Here is an 18,490-nt window from a genome sequence, read left to right as displayed (position 1 = left end):
GGCAGCTCGTTTCAATAGTATTCGATTATCCTCTCAATTGCTGACAAGAGACTGAACTCATTGTTTTTCTCTTTATACAGCCGTTCTTCAATCCAGTTTCCTCTAGAATCGAAAGTGTATTCGATCCTGAGGTGGAGTTCTCCCGCAATGTATTCTCTGGAGGTAATCAAGCCGGTTGAATCATAACTGTATTCAGCGATCACCACTGTTTCTTCTCCGCAGAAGGCCTCAAGAAGAACAACCTCTCCCTCAGCATTTCTTGAAATGGTTGTCTTGAGGGAGCCCGAGTATTCTAGAGAGGCATAGAAGGGCTCCACAGGGAGTGATACCCAGACGGTCCCTTCCACCTCTTCTTCCATTTCACGCTTTTCGACAATTTCAAAGTACCCGTCCGATACTCTTCTTAGACTCTGAACGACTGATCCGCCTGAGAAAGTGTTGATTTTTCTATCGAAAATGAAATCCACATCGCTGATTATCGTTTCTTCGTTCAGAGGAAGCAGGTTGTTTATTGAAAAGATCTTCGAAAGACGAGAGTCGTCATATTCGTAAATTGTCCTCGAAGTAAGCTTGTTTTTTCCATCAAAAACCGATTCTTCCAGAACTCTACCGTCTTCGTCAAGAATGCGGTTGGTCTTTGAAAGAACCGCGCCGAGTTGATTTGTCCTCACTCTGTGTATCTCCCGACCTTCTCGTTCATAAGTGATCTCGACTCTCTCGACCAGTCTGTCTGGTCCCAGAAGCGGAGGCCAGTAGTCATAGGTCTTCTCTTCAATGACCCTGCCAGAAGAGTCATAGCTGAACTGTGTTTTGGAAGTGAAGTTTGCACTTGCGTTCCTGTAATATCGACTCTCCAGAACCAGGCCGGCGGTATCGTAGGTATATTCGACTCTGCTGTATTCCTTTCCATTCGTATGAAGTGCGGTAATAACCGGCCATCCTTGCTGAGAGAATACCTCGATTCGCTTCGTCTCTCTCTTCACTTGTGTCCATTCACCGTTCTTTTCGCCGTAAGAAACCTGAGTGACAATAATCCTCTCAATATCTCCCGCGACCCTCTCGGTCTCTGATGTGAAAACCATTGTGGTTACCAAAAGGAAGAATAAAATCATTGATATGAAGACCTTTCTCAAGACTAATCACCCCCAATAGACTTACTAGCGGTTAAGCTTTTTCGCTTTCAACATCTTTGACGTTTTTGGGAGGGTTAAGTTTAACGAAAGCGAAGAGACAGAGCATAGCTGCTCCGGCTATCGTAATTGCCGACCCCACTCCCAGTTTGTCGGCCATGAAGCCAATCAAGGGAGCGAATATCGCCATCAGCAGAGTCTTCAACTGTGATTCTACCGAGAGACCTGAAGCCATCGTTTTATGATCTATGTTATCGCTGATATAGCTAATGTTGATGGGGCGTCTGAAGTTCTCAAGGATGAACAAAAAGAAGAAGATGAGAACGGCCAAGACTTGCAGAGCGAAGATCTGAAAAATACCGCTAAATATGATTAGAACTGCACCGAAAATGTAGGTGTAATTTAGCGCTCTCGCTTCAGTTCCAAACTTGCCGCTTAGTTTTCCAGCGTTTTTGGATGCATAGCTAGTGGCAATGTAGATAACGAAGTAAACTACGCCTACGATTACGGACGTCCTCTGTTCTGCGCTGAAGGCTATCATTATTGGTAGTCCGAGAGCCAGGGCTTCAAGTATCGGCTGAAGATATTCCTTTACAACTTTAAAAAACGCATCGTAAAGAGAGGAATTCAGTACCCCTTTGAGAGCGTCTCCATTCCTAAAAATACCCAGGAAGGCTTTTATCGTTTCTCTTTTTTCTCCGGACCTCAACTCGCCGTCAAGTTCCTTGGGATAGAGCATCAGGTTAATGAGGTTGGCGGCATAAGGCAGGACCGAAGCGAGGAATACTATCTTGTAGCTTCCCGAGTAAAATACCAGAAAGGCGGCTATTAAAGCATTGATTGCCGATCCCAACTGTGATGCCGCTCGAGTCGCTCCGTAGTAATGAACCTTCATGTCTGTCATCTCATTGATTCTCAAGTATTCCAGTATCATTGCTTTGTGGGTTCCGGTACGGAAAGCCTCCCCGAATGCGAAAGCTATCATGGCTATCATATAGACATAAAAACTGGGAAAGAAGTAGAAGACCATGAAAGATGAAAGATAGGACACCATCGACAGCACCATGGATAGCCTTCTCCCGTACAAGTCGGCGATTATTCCAGTTGGCAGCTCAAGGAAATTCGTGGCTACCTCTCTCACGGAAATGAGAGTCCCTATCTGAAGAAAGGAAAGGCCCATCTCTCTGAAGAACAGTATCAAGAATGGATCAAAGAAACGAAGGTTCTTCAGAAAACCGTACGCAGCGAATCTGTAGAATTGACTGTCTCGTTTAATCTGCAACTACTACCCCTCCCGAAGAGTTTAGCTAGAGAAATTATACTCTGGAAAAACTCTCCGGGTAAGGAAGTTCTACTTAATAAGAAAGATTCTTAAGATTAGCGGGATGAGTATCATGGCGATCATGACCCACTCCCATTTCTTGGCAGTCTTGTAAGCCGAATATATTAAAACAGAAGCAAGATACACTGCAATTGCAATATATATGAATGTCACGACACTGGCATCTCCTTTCTCTTATCTACTAGAAGAAGCGCAATCGCAACGATTACAAAACCAGCTATGAAAACTGGATAGAAGTACCAGCTGTTTGCGAATCTTCCTACCGCGTTTGAGTAGATTATAGTAATGGTAGCGAATATCATCGTAATGAAAAAGGCCGGCATCGAGCTCAGCCAGATCTTGAAATAGTTCTTCTCTCCGACCACATGAGCGGCGAATATGCCGGCAAGGGCGGTTGGCGGCACCATATCTCCAAGGCCGGCGAGCAGAGAGAGAGCCGAACAGACGACGATATCATTGTTGCCGAGAAAGGCAAGCAAGAAGGGAACTCCAAGCACTGAGGCAGAGCCATAAGAAGAAACAGCACCAAATGCCGGAATGCCAAGAGCGATTCCTGCCAACAGAGCTCCTTGCGGAAGGCCATTCAGGAAGCCCACAATGAGACCGCGGACGCCGTTCAGAGTCATGATCTGAATAAACATTCCCACACCTATTAGTATCGAAAGAATACCAAGAGAGTTCTGTATCGCCGATATCGAAATCTTAAGGAGATTGCCCTTTGCTCCCGTTATGGTCGCTACAATCGCGGAGAGCATGAAAATTAGAGGTAGACCGAGAGAGAATCCCCAACTAACGTTTTCCAGAACCATAAGTATTACCATAAGAATCAGCGGCAAGTAGACTGCAAAGCCCTTGATTGGTTCCCTCTCTCTAGTTTTCCTGAATTCCTCAAGATCGACCGGCTTTACCTGGCGGGCTCCGATAATGAGCGAGGTAACAATTGCCAGGGGGAAGGTCATAAGGAGAAGAGGGGTGGTGAATCCGATATAAGGCATGTCGACGCCCTGACCGATGATCATTGCGGGCAAGTTTATCGGAGGTGCAATCATGCCATAGATTCCGCTCATTGCGATTATTGAACCAGCTCTTCGCTTGCTCAATCCGAGACTCTTCAGCACCGGGAAGGCAATCGCACCGGTAGTAAGAACTGTAGCCGTTGACGACCCGGTTATCATGCCGGCAATCATTATGAAAAAAGTGAGCAATACGAGAAGAAAGGTTGGTTTCTTGTGAAGGGCGATCGTCATGTTTCCTGCAATTGTATTTAGAAGGCCCGACACTTTGATTGACTCCATAAAAATCATAGCAGAGCCAATCACAAGTATGGTGTCTATGTAACCAAAACCACCTTCGACGAGATGCCTGAGAGGAAAGAACTCCCCGAAGGCGATCGAGCCCGCCAGCGCGGAGAACATCAATGAAACGGAAATAGGGATCTTAATAACAGCCAGACCCACAAACGTTATCAGCATTACTAAAAAATACCAGACTTCAGGCGTATAGATGACATTCACCCCCGGAAATTCAGTTCAAGTAAGAGAATATCCCGTTTTGCATGACTTCTTCATAAGACGGAAGATTTTCGACTTCAATCGTTTCACCTATCATCATTTCGTAAGCACCAAAAAGAGATCTTATTATCTGAAGCTGTAAACCTGCCCTGTGGCTCAAAGGATAGTCGGGATCGTTGATAACGTCGTATCTATCTCTCCATGAATCCTGTCCGGGATTAGGTGTCTCCGAAAGGAATGAAAGCGAACCAGTTGCGTCACGGATTTCAAGGTGACTTAGGCCTCTGAAGGCCCTGTTTGATTCTTCAAGCTTCATTGAAACGCCATAGAAGGCTTCTATTTCCATAATCGCTACTGCTCCGATTTCTAGAGCATCGGGATGACAAACCAGTGTGTAAGCCAGACTGCTGCCGGACCGCTCATTTCCTTTGCTGTCGATATAGCTGTCAGGCGTTCCACTCTCATGCATGTCAAGATTGAAATCGACGTTCTCGGTTTTCACGAGCTGGATTATTGCGTAGGCAAGCTGCTGAGTAGGATTTCCGTCTGCAACTCCCGGATACTGCCTGTTCAAATTCCTGGATTCCGCCCCATCGTCGAGAGTGAAATCAGACTGAGCATGTTTGAAGATCTCAGGATCAGGAATGCCCTGATCAAGCGGATCGGTTCTTCTGTCGCCATACACCAAGAACCTTTTGCCGGACCTGCTTTCAATAGGTATAAAATGAGGTACCTTTCCCGTCTCGTCAGCTATTGAAGCCGCGCTGATATTTGAAAAGGGAAGTACGATTACCCTGCCTTTCGTAACTGTAACATTCTCTATGAAGACTATCGCTGCGGTTGTGCCCGAAATCTCTCTAGCATGGGTTCCTCCCATTAGAAGAAAGGTCGGTCCTTCGATGCCGCTGTCCATGAAATACACGGGAGTATCCATATTCGTGTTTCGCAGCGGAGAGAAATAGTCAGATAACCAGCCGATGTCGGTGACACCGTATCCGGGACGCACATCCGGTCTGAAAAAACTCCCGAAGAGTGCAGAAGTTAGAAATAGAGCCACAATCAGAATTGCTTTTATTCTCATTAGTTTTCCTCCAAAGAAATAAGGGGCGCAAGAACGCGCCCCTTCCATTCATATTGCTATTTGCCGAAGTATTCGGCCAGTACGTCTTTCAGGTCAATTGTCTTCTCAAAAGTTGCCAGGGGAACTCCGGCCTCTTCGCTGAACGATGTGAAGAAACCGTCTAGATCGGCGTCTGATTTTACAAAGTATGCATCTGCAAAAGGTGCGAGTTCGGTGACTATTCTGTCGGAAGACGGACCCCTTCTCGATTCGCCTTCCAGATTGCAGATAACTACTTTCACACCGCTTTCTTCAGCCGCTTCGGCGAGTGATTTCACTCTCCGGATCTCTGCCTCGATATCTATGTTGGCAGCCCCAAGGCCTTTTCCGCTGGCTCCAACGACCAGCACGAGGGTCTTGAACTGAGAGATGTCCACGGTCTCTACGCTAAGAAGCTTTTCAAAAGTGTATTCCAGCTTGATCATCTTTGCAACCACTGTGAACTGAAGCGCACCGGGAGATTGCCCGGCCGAAGTAACTGCAACGGGTTCTTCAAGAATTAACTGCTCTTCGGTTCCCTCTGCAGCAAATCCTAAGAGTGCAAAAGAGACAATCAGTAGTGCCGTAATCAATAGCCTTTTCAAATCACATCATCCTTTCTATTTCTCAAAATTCCGGTGCGGAAGCAGATCCGCCTCTTCTTATGGAGCCGGCTCCTATCATCAAACCGTTTTCTTCAACAGAAACAAGATTCGGGCCGCCAAAGAAGAGATCGGGGTATGAATATACATTCAGTTGATGTCCAAGAACCTTTTCGAGGAAGTCAAGTGTAGTCTGTGGATAGCCTTCTTCAATTCTAAGATCATTGTAAGTTGCGTATCCAACGAACTTGGGCGTTCTTATTGCTTGGTCCACAGGCATGTTGAAGTCTATAAGGTCAACTGCCAGCTGAACCATCGTTGGAATAATTCTTCCGGCGCCCGGTGTGCCGATTACCCAGCGAACCTTTCCATCCTTCTGAATTATTGTCGGGCAGATTGTCGTTCTGGGTCTCATTCCCCCGGTAAGGTTGATGACGTCTCCTTCTCTGTATGAGGAAGCGAAGTTGGCCATTTCATTGTTGAAAAAGAATCCTTTGAAGTAAAAGCTGGTTCCGAAGAAGCTCGAAATCGTCTGAGTCCAGGCTACTGCGTTTCCGTCCTTGTCAACAATAGAGAAATGGGTTGTCGATGGCGATTCTTCCACTCCGCTTTCATTAGCGGCTACCGACTCCAAGGCACCCAGAAGAACCTCTTCATAAGTTGATCCATCTGCAAATGGGTAGGCGTCTCCCTGGTAGTCATAGTAGGAAGCTGGATCGAAGGCCTGTGACAGATCGATCGCCATGAATCTTGTTTTAGCATATTCTTTGCTCATGAAGGCTTCATATGGGAGATCATAGAACTCCGGATCGCTTATGTAAGCTCTTCTGTCGACGTCTCCAAGAACCAGCGCCTGCTGAATAATGTGAACTGCCAGAGGATCGTCCCAGCTCATTGCGGGAAGATTGTAGTTCTCAAGAGTATTGAGAACGGCAATAAACTGAGGGCCTGAAACCGGTGGGTGCGGAACATAAAAATCGTATCCCCTGTAAGTCCCGTGAAGCGGCTCTCTAACGATAGCCCTGTACATCTCGAGATCCGATTTTCTCATAAAACCGCCATTCTCAATCATGAACTCTTCGATCTCATCTGCGAGACTTCCCGAGTAGAATGTATCGATTCCTTCCTCTTTTATCCTTTCAAGAGTCTCTGCCAGCTGAGGATTCGTGAATGTAGATCCAACTTCCCAGACAAAGCCCTCGTTCAAGAAATCGAAACCGTTTGCGAGGACCCGTTCGTACGTGTCAGAAGTTGTCTGGGCAAATGTTTCATCGACTATGAAACCATTTCTTGCAAGGTCTATTGCTGGCTGAATGAGATCTGCCAGAGGAAGTGTTGCTCCCAACAGCCAGGCTTCCTTTATTCCGGCAAGGACTCCGGGAACACAGGCTCCCTTTGGAGTGTAATTGGCTTTGCTTATCGTAAGTCCGAGCTCGGAAAGAGCTTCGTAAGAAGCTGCCATCGGAGCTGCACTCCTGAAGTCGATAGCGAATTTGCTTCCATCGGCCATTGTGATCACTGCATAGCCTTCTCCGCCCAAGCCGGATGCGTAGGGTTCGACAACGCCAAGAGCAAAACTTACTGCAATCGCAGCATCAACAGCGTTGCCTCCCATCTCGAGAATCTTTGCGCCTACTTCAGCTGCATATTTGTCAACCGCTGCCACCATTCCATTGCTTGAGGCAACAGTCGGAGCAGTCACGGTAGCAAACGAGGCCGTGAACGCAAAGACGATAAGTGTAACGAGCAATACTACTTTTTTCATTCTTTCCCCTCCAATCTAGAAATGTGTGTTTCTCATGAAACTGGATTAAGATAAGTCCCCAGACCATCAACCAGCCCCTCATAGGGCGGGATGTCCGAAAGAAGGATCATCCTCTCGGGAAACATCATGTTCCAGGAATCGACTAGAACTCTGATTGTTGCAACATGTCTCGCTACTCTGAGATCAAGAGGATAACCTGTTTCGTCATATGGAGCGAACAATTTCCCGTCTTTGGAAGCTTGCAAGTAGAACTTGTCGATCCCTTTTGTCACGAGATCTTCCGTTGTCTTTCCCCGCAGTCTTCCCTGCGAAGGATTTGATACTTCTAGAAGAACGACTTGAGCATCTGAATTATCCCCGATCTCTCTGTGAGTAAGCCCTCTGAGATTGATTGGAGACTCTTCAAGTCTGATGTCGATGCCTTCCATCTCAAGCATCATCTGAGTCATAATTGCCAGTTCTGCGGAATCCTGGTGAAAGACGATTGCATTGTTTACAGGATACTCTGGCGAAGACTCATGTAGATCGCAAACCAGATCTATTCCCTCTTCAAGCACAAGATTCATGATCGCGGCTGCCACCTTTTCGGTAGAATAACCGTCTTCTCGTCCGGGGAAGGTCCTGTTCAAGTTCGATACTTCTCCTCCTCCAAGCGTAGCGCCTGTCGGGTGCAGGTAAATAGTAGGATCAGGCCATTGAGAGATAGGATTAGTCCTTCGAGAGCCAAATCTGAATACTCTCTCAGTACCGTCCGGCAATTCTATAGAAAAGAACTGAGGAGCTCCCTCCATTGCATCGTTGTGGGTGAAGGCGCTATGGTTGGAACGTGGTATTACGTATATAGTGCCCGAGATCGCAGACACATTCTCGACGAAGACTACGGCCGCGAGAGTTCCCCCCGGTTCGTTCGGATGTGTTCCGCCGAGAAGAAGGAACTTCCCGCCCTCTTCTGAGCCGTTGATGACATAGACCTCAGTATCCAGCATGGTTCCTCCAATCGATGGCAACCACTCGCTCAGCATTTTTATCTCGGTTACGCCATTTCCGGGAACGATAGGTGGGTCCTCCCACATTGCCGTGAATGAAAAGGCCGAGAGAATCACGACAACCACAACAGAAGAAATGAATATCAAGAATTTGAAGTGTCTTTCCAAGTATACCAGTCCCTTCTGCCTCGAAGAAACCCAACTCCGTCTGCATTTCGCATATCTACAAGAACTCAGCAAAAAAAGCTCCAGTTAGAGGGTCGCTGAATTCAATCAGGTATCTGGGAGGCTTGTGAATGATGGTACGATATAATGATTATACTACTGAATTCTGTGCAAGGAGGACTTTGAAAAAATGTCAACCTTTTAGTAATTTCAAAGCAATAAAAGTCTATACATCCAAACAAATGCATGCAGTCTAATTTACTCACGTTATTATGGTCGAATAACTATCGGATTTCTCATTGAAGATCAAAGACTTGTGTTTGATGATCCTTTGACTCTTGACTTGCCGTTGGGGAGTTGATTTCGCTTAAGAACAGTGGTTCTGGGAGTTCTTGCGAATTATTCGGAGCTTGAGATGAGATGGCTAGGTTTTGCATCACTTGTATTTATGACCCTTCTTCTGTTTGTTCAAACAGCAGTTTCATCGCTGGATTTCGAGATTATCATGGTGCCATTTCTTTCGATAATCGTTGTCGGATTCGTATGGGAGGCTTTCAGAGAGTTGCCCCCCAAACGTTCATCTGACGTAAGCCTTATGGGATACGTGACCTCGGTGGTTTGGGTTAGCGCAGGCACATTGACGGCGTATTTTGTAAGCATTTATCTTGGGCTTGGAGCGATAGTGGCCGCAGCGCTCGTTGGTCTTGTAGGTGCTGCGCTAGTTAAGGACCACGCTGTTGAAATCTATTGCGGGGCTTTCGTTGGAATGGTCTCTCCCGATGTTCTTCACGACTTAGGACACATAGTTTTGGCAGGGGTGATCGCAGGAACACTATACTCCATCGCCAGGGACGTCTTTGAGGGTTATGGGGGAAAGCTTGGGGCAATAGCGTTCAGCAGCTGGATAATAGTTTCTACAAGCTCTAGATGTGAACTAATTGACGTACTGCTCGAATTTCGTCACTTCGGGATAAGTATAATGCTCTTCAGCCTGGCTTCAGCAGTACTGACGTATGTGTTGTCCATAAGACTGAAAAACGGTCCCGTCGTTGCATCCAGCCTGGTGAGTCTACTTGGAGGGTTGCTACTGCCTGCATTTGGAGCCGAAAACGCGGCAGAACTGGCGGCCGTTGTGATGGCTGCCTCCTTTGTCGGTATGTCATCCAGAGAGAAGTTAAGGAGCGAAAAGGCAGTTCTCTTCAGTGCGCTGATTATGGGGATAATGTTCATATATAGCGCGAATCATTTCGGAGGAGCCGGAGGAAAGCTAGGAACGCTCGCTTTTGGAAGCGTGGTCTCATCGAGGGGACTGGTATCCCTCGGAAAGATGATTATCCGAAAGAGAGCTGTTAACTAGACTAGTGTTCGATTATCAAGGGAGATTCGATTACATGGATTACTCCGTCTCTGCACAGAATATCTCTTTCGATTATCGGGATTCCGTTTACGGTGGACTGATCACTTATCCTTATGTTCAAGGGCTTTCCATTTGCCGCAAATATTGTCTGAGCGATCCTCAGTTCAGAGTGCAGATATTCGTTTGGAATGATGTGATAGGCTAGCAGTTTCCCCAGGGATTCTCGGTAGCTGGAACCCAGCTTAAGATCCTCTTTAAGATTGATGAGTGCCTCATTTGGTACAGCAAAGACGGTGATCCGATGTTCCTCGTTTGATTGATCATCGAGATCCAGATTTTCGAGAAGTGTCCGCATGAGATCGAATCCCTTTTCTTCAAGAGCCTCCTTGATTGATGGCAGGGTTCTCCGAGAACTCTGGGGGAACATCACATGATCGATTATATGTATGATTCCGTTTCTTGCTTCTATGTCGCCCACGATTATCAGGGTGTCTTGAATGCCCAACCCGGATTCAGTTACTTTCACCTCAATTATCTCCCCTTGTAGCGATCTCACTTCGTTTTCAAGGATCAAATCACCAGTTGTGAAGAGACCTTTTGATATGTGATAAAGAAGCACCTCACTTAGCCATTCCGGGTCACTCATTAGAGCTTCCATTGTTTCACATGGAATTCTGGCGAAGGCAACATCGCTCGGCACGAAGATGGTTATCGGACCCTCACCTTGCAAAGCATCCACAACGGCCGTCTCTTCAAAAGCAGACACTGCCACGTCCAGTATTCCTGTATTCCTCATTACCTGGGCGATGTCGGGCTCTTCACGGGGGAATATCACAGAATCTATCACATGAATTATGCCGTTCGATGCCTGGATGTCCTTGACCACTATTGTTGAACCGTCAACTCTTACGCCGCCTCTAGAATCGATCGCAAGTGACTGACCGAGAAGCGTGTCGATCTCGGGTTTCTGAACGATAACTTGAGATGTCATTTTGCCGCTAACAATATGATATAGAAGAACTCTCTGTGAGTAAGAGGCATCAGCTGAAAGCTTCTCGCCAGTTGCAGGGGGAAGCTTAGCAAAAGCTCCGTTAATGGGTGCAAACAGAGTGAAAGGTCCTGGGCCTGATAGGAGAACGTCAAGCCCTGAGGACTCGACTTTTCTTGACAAATAACTAAGCTCTTCAGTTTCACGCAGCATCGAAAGAATATCGTTTTGCCCAAAAGCAATTAGCGATGAAATCACTATAAGAACAAGAAGCAAATTCCTTACCATCACCTCACCTCCTCGGACGAGGACCGAAGATTGTGCCCATAAGAATTCTACAACGAAAGCCGAATTTCAGTTATCGATTTCGGTGTAGTAAAAAAACGGGAGACGGGCAACATCGACCCGGCTCCCGGAGAAGGATTAAGCGAAGCTACTTCTTTGGTGTCTCTTTCTTGCCTTCTTTTTTTGCTTGTTTCTTGACTTCTTTCTTCTTGTCCGCCATACTGGACACCTCTTTTTCTCGCGGCTCATGGCCGCTTCATCAGAATTCTAGCACCCTTTCGTCCAAGTTGTTCTTAACAACAATCCTCCTACAGGCGATCAAGGGAGTCTGGAAGAGATTATGGGCAACTAAAGACGAAGAAGGCACGTTTTTTCCTTCACAGACGATTTTGAACTATCAACAAAAGAGAGTTCGAAAGACCTTCTTCAGGAATGGCGGCTTAGCTTGCCGCCACTTAATGAGCCATAATGAATTTAACTGGCCTGCAAGTATAATATACTAACGGCAGATTTAGGAGGCTAAGAGAGATGAGGAGCATTTTGATCAATGGGGAAGTTGCTTATAACGCTTCTTCGCAGATACTCAACAGCGATACTTTTAGAGAGATACTTGCAGAACTCATAAGAGATTCCGAAGAAAAGAAGAACTCGCTTCTTTCATTGTTCGAGCCGTTTCTGAAGAATACAGATACAGTAGATACCTCCATAAAGTACGATATCGAGGGGATTATAGAGCTTCTTCTTGCACTTACGATCGATCCGATTGAGAAGATTGACGGTTCACCGTATTATTCCTTCCCAAAGATGAGCAACAAGAAAGAACTTCTTGTAAGGTTTGTCGAGAGCTTGTTTTCTCTGTGGAGAAACAAGCACAGATTCATAGTCAAGAGAGATGAGTACACCCCGAATCGTTTCGATAGAATTTTCAAGCAGATGGTTCTTGTAAGAACCAACACAGACCTGAAGGGTTTGGTACTCAGCCTGTACAGGCAGATACTGATAAATGTTTCCGATGTCAGACTAAAGATTTTGAGACAGGAACCAGGTGGTGCTCAGGTGGGATTCATTGTTGATCGCCCTGAAGTAGATGAGAGAGTTAGGGTGGACGGAGCCGACTTTCTGTACGACATGGCATGCGTCTGGAGTATAGTCTTCGAGCCGCCGGTAATCTTCTATACCAGGTCAAACAAAAGACAGGGATTGTTTAAGGTCTATGACAAGCCCGTTCTGAGAAGACTGGATATCTCTTCGAGAAAAGACTGGTTCTTGTTTCCCATTCACGTAGGCTCCAAACTTGTCTTCGTGGTGGTAAACAAAGAGTACCTGGCTCTGGCTGCCGGTCTGGGGAATCTATTCGAGCTCGCGAGTTTCGATATCGTCAAGCACAAGAAGCCCGATGGCATATACGTTTTGGGATTTGACAACTCTTTCTTCGAAGAGAGAGGGGACTTCAACGGAGTTATTTACAGAGAAGACGATGGCACTTATGTGGGAGTAGTCGGAGACGATCCCACGATAGACTATTTCGGCTACATGAAAAAAATGATACTCACAATTCACAACTTGCTTGTGATCGATGAAGGCAGGCTTCCGATTCATGGAGCTCTGGCTCACATAAAACTGAGAAACGGAAAAAAGGCCAATGTAATGCTGATTGGTGACAGCGGAGCCGGTAAGTCCGAAACCCTCGACGCTTTGAACAGGCTTTCTTCGGAAGTATCCGAGGTAAACATCTTGATCGATGACATGGGATCTCTCGACATAACTTCATCCGGTTCCGTGGTCGCATACGGTACTGAAACGGGAGCCTTTGTACGTCTTGATGATCTTCAGCCTGGGTATGCCTATTCAACGATGGATCGAAGCATATTCATGAACCCTAACGAGATTAATGCCAGGGTGATTGTCCCCTATTCCAACTATACGGAGATCATTAAGCCGACAAAGATTGATTATTTCCTCTATGCAAACAACTTCGACGAGAACACTGAGGACGACCTTCGCATTTTCAGTGATCCTTCCGAAGCGGCGGAGGTCTTTTCGAGCGGTGCGAGGATGGCCAAAGGGACTACATCCGAGAAGGGTCTGACTTACAGTTACTTCGCGAATCCTTTTGGAGCAATTCAAAGGCGAGATAAACATGAGGTAATAGCCGATCGTTATTTAAAAGCCATGATAGAAGCGGGGGTAACGGTTGGCGAGGTCAGGACGAGGTTAGGAATACCGGGATTCGAGATGGACGGGCCTCTGAGGGCCGCTAAGGCTATGTTGAAGGCTATAGACGAGCAGGACTGAGATAGAGCTGACGCCTGTTTCAGCTGGTAGAATCTATAGTATTGGAAAAGACTGACGTTTCGATAGGGTGGTGAAAGAAGTGTCGAAAACCGTAATTGAAGTGATGAATCTCCGGAAATATTATGGCGACACGAAGGCAGTTGACGGAATAGAATTCGATCTCAGAGAGGGAGAAGTACTTGCCATTCTAGGTCCCAACGGCGCCGGCAAGACCACAACTGTGGAGATGCTTGAGGGGCTGAGGAAGCCAGACGGAGGAACGATTGAGTATTTTGAAGAGAAGTTGCCTCCTTCCAGCGAAAGGGTGAAGGAGGAGATCGGTGTTCAGCTCCAGTCGTCGAGTTTTTTTGAATATCTCTCTGTCAAAGAGACTCTTGACCTTTTCAGAGGTCTTTACCGGAAGAGTATTCCATCAAGAGATCTGATCAAAGAGGTCTCGCTGGAAGATAAGGCGAAAACCTACACAAAGAATCTCTCGGGAGGTCAGCTTCAGAGGTTGGCAGTTGCAGTGGCTCTTGTAAATGATCCAAGAGTAGTGTTTCTGGATGAGCCCACCACCGGACTGGACCCTCAGGCAAGGAGAATGTTGTGGGAGACGATATTGGCCCTTAAGAAGAAGGAAAAGACGGTAATCCTTACGACTCACTACATGGAAGAGGCAGAACGACTGGCCGATAGAATAATCATAATGGATTACGGAAAGATAATCGCTAGAGGGACTTTGGATGAGCTCATTGACTCTATCGATGCGGAAAATATCGTCACTTTTAGTGTTCAGGGAGAGGATCCCGTACCTAGGGAATTTCTGGATATGGAAGGCCTTCAACATGTTGAGAATCGCGATTATTCGGTGACAACGAGGGATGTAGAGAGAATTCTAGGTCGGCTTTTCGAGAGATCGAAGAGATTTGGCCTTCTCCTGGACGATGTTACGATTCGAAAGCCCAATCTGGAGGACGTCTTTATCACCCTTACCGGCAGAAAACTGAGGGACTGAGGTGGATTTTATGAGCAGATTGTGGAATTTCACGTCAGGGCTTTTCAAGAGCGAAATCAGAGAGTTCCAGGTGATGTTCTGGAGTTTCATCTTTCCCCTGATTCTATACTTCATACTGACGTCGGTTTTCGGGTCCTTTTACGGGGGCGATACGCAGGGAGTGAGTTTCAGAGTGGGGATTGTGAGGGAGGAGAATCTTGCGGGATTTGGAGAGATTATCGACGAAGTCATTGAAGGGATCTCCTCGGAGAGCGGTCCGTTTGTCAAGAAGGAGTACGAGTCAATCGACGATGCTCTAGATGATCTTAGGGAGGGAAGGCAGGATATCGTGCTCGTTATTCCCGCCGGAACCAACTCAAAGATGACAAGCGCGTTGGCGCTGAAGATGGGCGAGGTGCCCCTTCGAGTTCACTATATCAGCGGCAAGGAATCGTCCTCGATCGCTTCGAGCATTATGGAGGAAGTAATAAACGAAGTGAATCTCGAGATCGAACGGCGGGGCGGAGGAGATTTCCTAGACATTGTGACGGAGACAAGGGTTATCTCCGCAATTGAAAAAGAGCCCTTTGACTACAAAGAGTACATCTTTCCGGGGGTTGCTTTGATGATGATTCTTTCGGTAGCACTTTTGAACAGCCCCATTGGTCTAATTCAGTACAGAGAGTCCGGGGTGAATAAGAAACTCTACACTACGCCTTTGAGATCTCTTGAATACTTTGCTGGCCACTTCGTCAAATTGATAATAACTATGCTTATCTCGCTGGTGCTTCTGTACCTTGTGGCCACTTTTGTCTACAGGGTGGGCGGTTCAATCTTCGATATCAGGTTTATCCTGACTCTGCTCTTTTCAATGATTGTTACGATATCTTTTGGTCTAATGATAGCTTCCTTCTCGAAAAAGCTCTCAACAGTTTCCGTTCTCGGGCAGACTCTGTACCAGATAATGATGTTTCTCGGGGGCCTTTACTTCCCCGTATTTGATCTCCCATGGGGGATCCGTTGGTTGGTCTATGCATTACCGACCACCTATCTTGTCGAGCTCAGTAGAAGGGTAATGGGTTACCAATTCGCGCCGCTTTCGGTGGGCTGGCTGATAGTGGTACCTCTAATCTGGACTACATTCTCACTGCTCGTTTTTGCCGCGAATTTCAAGAAGGTGATGGGCTATGAGTAGAAACAAGTTGAAAGCTGTCTTCATCGCCTTTGCAAAGGAAGCGTTCAGAAACAAGCTCGAAGTCTTTTTCACGTTGTTCTTCCCGATGATATTCCTGCTGCTCTTCGGTTTCTTTTTCGGCGGCTCAAGTGATTATCAAAAACCTTCCGTAGGCCTTTATCAGACCGGAAGTTACGATATTTCTCCGGTAATTGAGGACACGGGGGCTTGGAGTCTAAGCCTCTTTGACGATGAGACGAGCCTGGAAGAAAAGATAAAAAGCGGAGATATCTTGCTTGGAGTTACATTCGATGGTGAGAAAATCTCCTATCTGTACCGTGAGGGTGATGTTGGTCAGCTGAGTACAATAGAAATGGCCAGGGCAAGTATCTCGGCGGCCATTGAGAAGAAAATCAACAATGTGAAGTCTCTGATTGTTGTTGAGAACATCCCCGAGACAGCTGGAAGAGTTCGCGCAACCGATGCCGATTATACGATGTCTGGCGTCGTAGCGATCTCTCTCCTTTCGGCCGGGATGTTTTCAGTGATAAGCGTCTTCGGAAGGTACAGAAAGAGGGGAGTTCTAGATAGATTCAAGATCACTCCGCTCAAACCCATGACTTTCATTCTTGGAAGCACTCTGACTAGATTCCTGGTTAGCCTTGTATCGATACTCCTAATCATGATTGTGAGCAGGTTGCTGTTCAGGACTACCTTCCAGACAGATTGGTTGCTATTCCTTATCTCAATAATCTCCTCCACTTTGGGGATGATGGCACTTGGACTCTTTCTGACGCTTATTTTCAGAAATCCGGAGACGGCAGAAACTGCTGCAAGTATTCTTATGGTTATAATGGTCTTTCTGGCTGGCATATATTTCCCTCTCTCCTTTTTGCCCGATTATCTGAGAATAGTGTCCGCGTTTCTTCCTGTAAAGTATGTGGCAGAACTTATGAGGCATTCCCTTGGAATAGAGTTGGTCTCTACAGCGTACTTTGTCACAACTAATGTCGTGCTATCCTTCAGTGGAGTATTGCTTCTTTACTTCACCGGAAAGCGTTATTTGAGAGCTTCTTGAGAAAGGGCGTATAATCTGTTTTTCGAGAAAACATGATAAAACCGTGTTGATATAATGAATCTGAAGGGAGGCTTTTTGAGTGAGTGATACTGTAAGAATTGCTGAAGGGATACACTGGATAGGAGTGAATGACTTTGAGACTCATCTTTTCGAGGCGCTATGGCCGCTTCCAAGAGGAGTGTCCTACAACTCATATATCTTGATAGATGATAAGGTCGTCCTTATAGATACAGTGAAGGGTGCATTCTTCTCTGCTTTTCTCGATAAGATCAAGTCTCTGCTACCTGAGGGGAAGAAAGTCGATTATCTTGTCGTCAATCATATGGAGCCAGATCACTCCGGTTCGATTAAGGTTTTGAGAGAGGCCTTTCCTGACCTAAAGGTGATCGGAAATGAAAAGACGATAGAAATGCTCCATGCATTCTATGATGTCACAGATAATTTGATCGCAGTCAAGGATGGTGAGGAGCTAGAAATTGGTTCAAAAACTCTGCGGTTCTACATGACACCAATGGTTCACTGGCCAGAAACAATGATGACACTTGAAAAGACCACGGGCGTGCTGTTTTCAGGAGATGCCTTTGGAGGTTTCGGCACACTTAACGGAGGGATTTTCGACGACGAAGTTGATGTAGATTTCTTTGAGGATGAAGTTCTCAGATACTTTTCAAACATTGTCGGCAGATACAGCTCTATGGTTCAAAAGGCGTTTGAGAGACTATCGCGTGTAGATATAAAGATCATCTGCGCTACTCACGGGCCGGTTTGGAGAAAGAACCCTTCAAGGATTCTCGATCTTTACGATCGCTGGAGCAGACAGGAGACAGAGGAAGGGGTCGTTCTGGTGTACGGTTCAATGTACGGGAACACCCAGAAAATGATGGAGGCGGTGGCCTCGGGTCTTGTCGAGGGGGGAGTCGAGAAAGTCAGGGTTCACAACATATCGACGACGCACATATCTTTCATTATCAGAGATATCTGGAGGTTCAGAGGGCTGGTAATGGGAAGTTGCACTTACAACATGGAGCTGTTCCCGCCGATGAAGCAGTTAGTAAGTGCGATAGAAAACAGGATGATGAAGAATCACAAGATAGGTGTTTTCGGTTCCTATACCTGGAGCGGTGGAGCCCTGAAAGAGCTTCAGCAGTTCGCTTCGAGATCAAAGTGCGATCAAGTGGGACCCGTGATAGAAGCAAAAAGCTGTCCAACGCAAGAGGATCTCGACAAGTGTGTTGAACTGGGTCTGAACATGGCAGCGGCGATAAGGTCATAAACTAGGGCCTGTCTCTTCTGCAAAATCAATTGGAAAGCATTTTGCGAGAATTGTGATCGGCACAGATAATTGAGAGATCTAATTCAACTGAATAGCTCATTTATGAAGATTTCAGAAGGAACGACAAGGAGCCTCTCAAGTGGTAGAGGCTCTTTTCTTTCTTCTCAGCTGCTCTTGCCATTTGCCGCACCGGTCGCCCCAAACTGCTACTATTTTTCCGTCGGCTTTCGCGTTGATTACTTCGCGGCTGTTCGAACAACCGTTGCAGGTGAAACTTGAAGGGCGGAAGTCGAGATTCAAGTAGTCGAAGCCCTTGAAGGACGTCTCTTCAGGCTTTCTCTCGATCTCCTCGCGCGCAAGAATCACGCCGCCAATGGCTCCCATGACTTCGTAGTTACTCGGCACAATTACTTCATGTCCGACTGCCTCTTCAAATGCCTTCTTTATTCCCTTGTTGGCTGCAA

Annotated in this window: 14 protein-coding genes and 1 pseudogene; 6 read left to right on the top strand and 9 right to left on the bottom strand. The window is 46.5% G+C overall.

Annotated features, from left to right (window positions below):
- Positions 1 to 11 precede the first annotated feature (11 nt).
- From B3K91_RS03790 to B3K91_RS03760, 7 genes are all read right to left on the bottom strand, one after another.
- On the bottom strand, positions 12 to 1,133 hold the full coding sequence (locus B3K91_RS03790; RefSeq protein WP_292593445.1) for a hypothetical protein: 1,122 nt from the start codon (positions 1,131 to 1,133) through the stop codon (positions 12 to 14).
- 31 nt (positions 1,134 to 1,164) lie between these two features.
- On the bottom strand, positions 1,165 to 2,412 hold the full coding sequence (locus B3K91_RS03785; protein ID WP_292593444.1) for an MFS transporter: 1,248 nt from the start codon (positions 2,410 to 2,412) through the stop codon (positions 1,165 to 1,167).
- Between the two features lie 209 nt (positions 2,413 to 2,621).
- Positions 2,622 to 3,986, bottom strand: a complete 1,365-nt coding sequence (locus B3K91_RS03780) for a TRAP transporter large permease subunit (RefSeq protein WP_292593443.1) — start codon at positions 3,984 to 3,986, stop codon at positions 2,622 to 2,624.
- A gap of 10 nt (positions 3,987 to 3,996) precedes the next feature.
- On the bottom strand, positions 3,997 to 5,064 hold the full coding sequence (locus B3K91_RS03775) for a succinylglutamate desuccinylase/aspartoacylase family protein (protein ID WP_292593442.1): 1,068 nt from the start codon (positions 5,062 to 5,064) through the stop codon (positions 3,997 to 3,999).
- A 56-nt stretch (positions 5,065 to 5,120) separates the two neighbouring features.
- Positions 5,121 to 5,687, bottom strand: a complete 567-nt coding sequence (locus B3K91_RS03770; protein ID WP_214078848.1) for a DUF6305 family protein — start codon at positions 5,685 to 5,687, stop codon at positions 5,121 to 5,123.
- A gap of 22 nt (positions 5,688 to 5,709) precedes the next feature.
- On the bottom strand, positions 5,710 to 7,449 hold the full coding sequence (gene ggt, locus B3K91_RS03765; protein WP_292594033.1) for a gamma-glutamyltransferase: 1,740 nt from the start codon (positions 7,447 to 7,449) through the stop codon (positions 5,710 to 5,712).
- A gap of 32 nt (positions 7,450 to 7,481) precedes the next feature.
- Positions 7,482 to 8,603, bottom strand: a complete 1,122-nt coding sequence (locus B3K91_RS03760) for a succinylglutamate desuccinylase/aspartoacylase domain-containing protein (RefSeq protein WP_292594031.1) — start codon at positions 8,601 to 8,603, stop codon at positions 7,482 to 7,484.
- A gap of 412 nt (positions 8,604 to 9,015) precedes the next feature.
- Between B3K91_RS03760 and B3K91_RS03755 the strand changes: the two genes are divergently transcribed.
- A complete protein-coding gene (locus B3K91_RS03755; RefSeq protein WP_292593440.1) occupies positions 9,016 to 9,957 on the top strand; it encodes a hypothetical protein in 942 nt (313 codons plus the stop codon).
- Position 9,958: 1 nt separating this feature from the next.
- Here the strand turns inward: B3K91_RS03755 and B3K91_RS03750 are convergent, their stop codons facing one another.
- On the bottom strand, positions 9,959 to 11,233 hold the full coding sequence (locus B3K91_RS03750; RefSeq protein ID WP_292594029.1) for a fasciclin domain-containing protein: 1,275 nt from the start codon (positions 11,231 to 11,233) through the stop codon (positions 9,959 to 9,961).
- Between the two features lie 525 nt (positions 11,234 to 11,758).
- Here B3K91_RS03750 and B3K91_RS03745 point away from each other — a divergent pair.
- The 5 genes from B3K91_RS03745 to B3K91_RS03725 all read left to right on the top strand — a co-directional run bounded on the left by B3K91_RS03745 (position 11,759) and on the right by B3K91_RS03725 (position 18,026).
- On the top strand, positions 11,759 to 13,525 hold the full coding sequence (locus B3K91_RS03745; protein WP_292593438.1) for an ATPase: 1,767 nt from the start codon (positions 11,759 to 11,761) through the stop codon (positions 13,523 to 13,525).
- A gap of 103 nt (positions 13,526 to 13,628) precedes the next feature.
- Entirely contained in the window at positions 13,629 to 14,522 is an 894-nt protein-coding gene (locus B3K91_RS03740; RefSeq protein ID WP_414674216.1) for an ABC transporter ATP-binding protein, read from the top strand.
- A 10-nt stretch (positions 14,523 to 14,532) separates the two neighbouring features.
- Positions 14,533 to 15,696, top strand: a complete 1,164-nt coding sequence (locus tag B3K91_RS03735; protein WP_292594027.1) for an ABC transporter permease — start codon at positions 14,533 to 14,535, stop codon at positions 15,694 to 15,696.
- Positions 15,689 to 16,753 (top strand): ABC transporter permease, encoded by a 1,065-nt coding sequence (locus tag B3K91_RS03730; protein WP_292593436.1) that lies wholly within the window; start codon positions 15,689 to 15,691, stop codon positions 16,751 to 16,753. The genes B3K91_RS03735 and B3K91_RS03730 overlap by 8 nt, the downstream gene beginning before the upstream one ends.
- A 79-nt stretch (positions 16,754 to 16,832) precedes the next feature.
- Positions 16,833 to 18,026, top strand: a complete 1,194-nt coding sequence (locus B3K91_RS03725; RefSeq protein WP_292593435.1) for an FprA family A-type flavoprotein — start codon at positions 16,833 to 16,835, stop codon at positions 18,024 to 18,026.
- Between the two features lie 135 nt (positions 18,027 to 18,161).
- Here the strand turns inward: B3K91_RS03725 and B3K91_RS03720 are convergent.
- Positions 18,162 to 18,490, bottom strand: a pseudogene (locus B3K91_RS03720) (2-hydroxyglutaryl-CoA dehydratase); the annotation flags it as partial.

The sequence above is a fragment of the Mesotoga sp. UBA5847 genome (assembly GCF_002432735.1).
Taxonomy (GTDB): domain Bacteria; phylum Thermotogota; class Thermotogae; order Petrotogales; family Kosmotogaceae; genus Mesotoga.
Note: the sequence above shows the minus strand (reverse complement) of the source record. Positions and strands in the feature narration are given on the sequence as shown.

Coding starts and splice junctions, on each gene's coding strand:
- B3K91_RS03775 (WP_292593442.1), bottom strand. CDS start 5,064: ATGAGAATAAAAGCAATTCTGATTGTGGCTCTATTTCTAACTTCTGCA.
- ggt (WP_292594033.1), bottom strand. CDS start 7,449: ATGAAAAAAGTAGTATTGCTCGTTACACTTATCGTCTTTGCGTTCACG.
- B3K91_RS03755 (WP_292593440.1), top strand. CDS start 9,016: ATGAGATGGCTAGGTTTTGCATCACTTGTATTTATGACCCTTCTTCTG.
- B3K91_RS03750 (WP_292594029.1), bottom strand. CDS start 11,233: ATGGTAAGGAATTTGCTTCTTGTTCTTATAGTGATTTCATCGCTAATT.
- B3K91_RS03745 (WP_292593438.1), top strand. CDS start 11,759: ATGAGGAGCATTTTGATCAATGGGGAAGTTGCTTATAACGCTTCTTCG.
- B3K91_RS03740 (WP_414674216.1), top strand. CDS start 13,629: ATGAATCTCCGGAAATATTATGGCGACACGAAGGCAGTTGACGGAATA.
- B3K91_RS03735 (WP_292594027.1), top strand. CDS start 14,533: ATGAGCAGATTGTGGAATTTCACGTCAGGGCTTTTCAAGAGCGAAATC.
- B3K91_RS03730 (WP_292593436.1), top strand. CDS start 15,689: ATGAGTAGAAACAAGTTGAAAGCTGTCTTCATCGCCTTTGCAAAGGAA.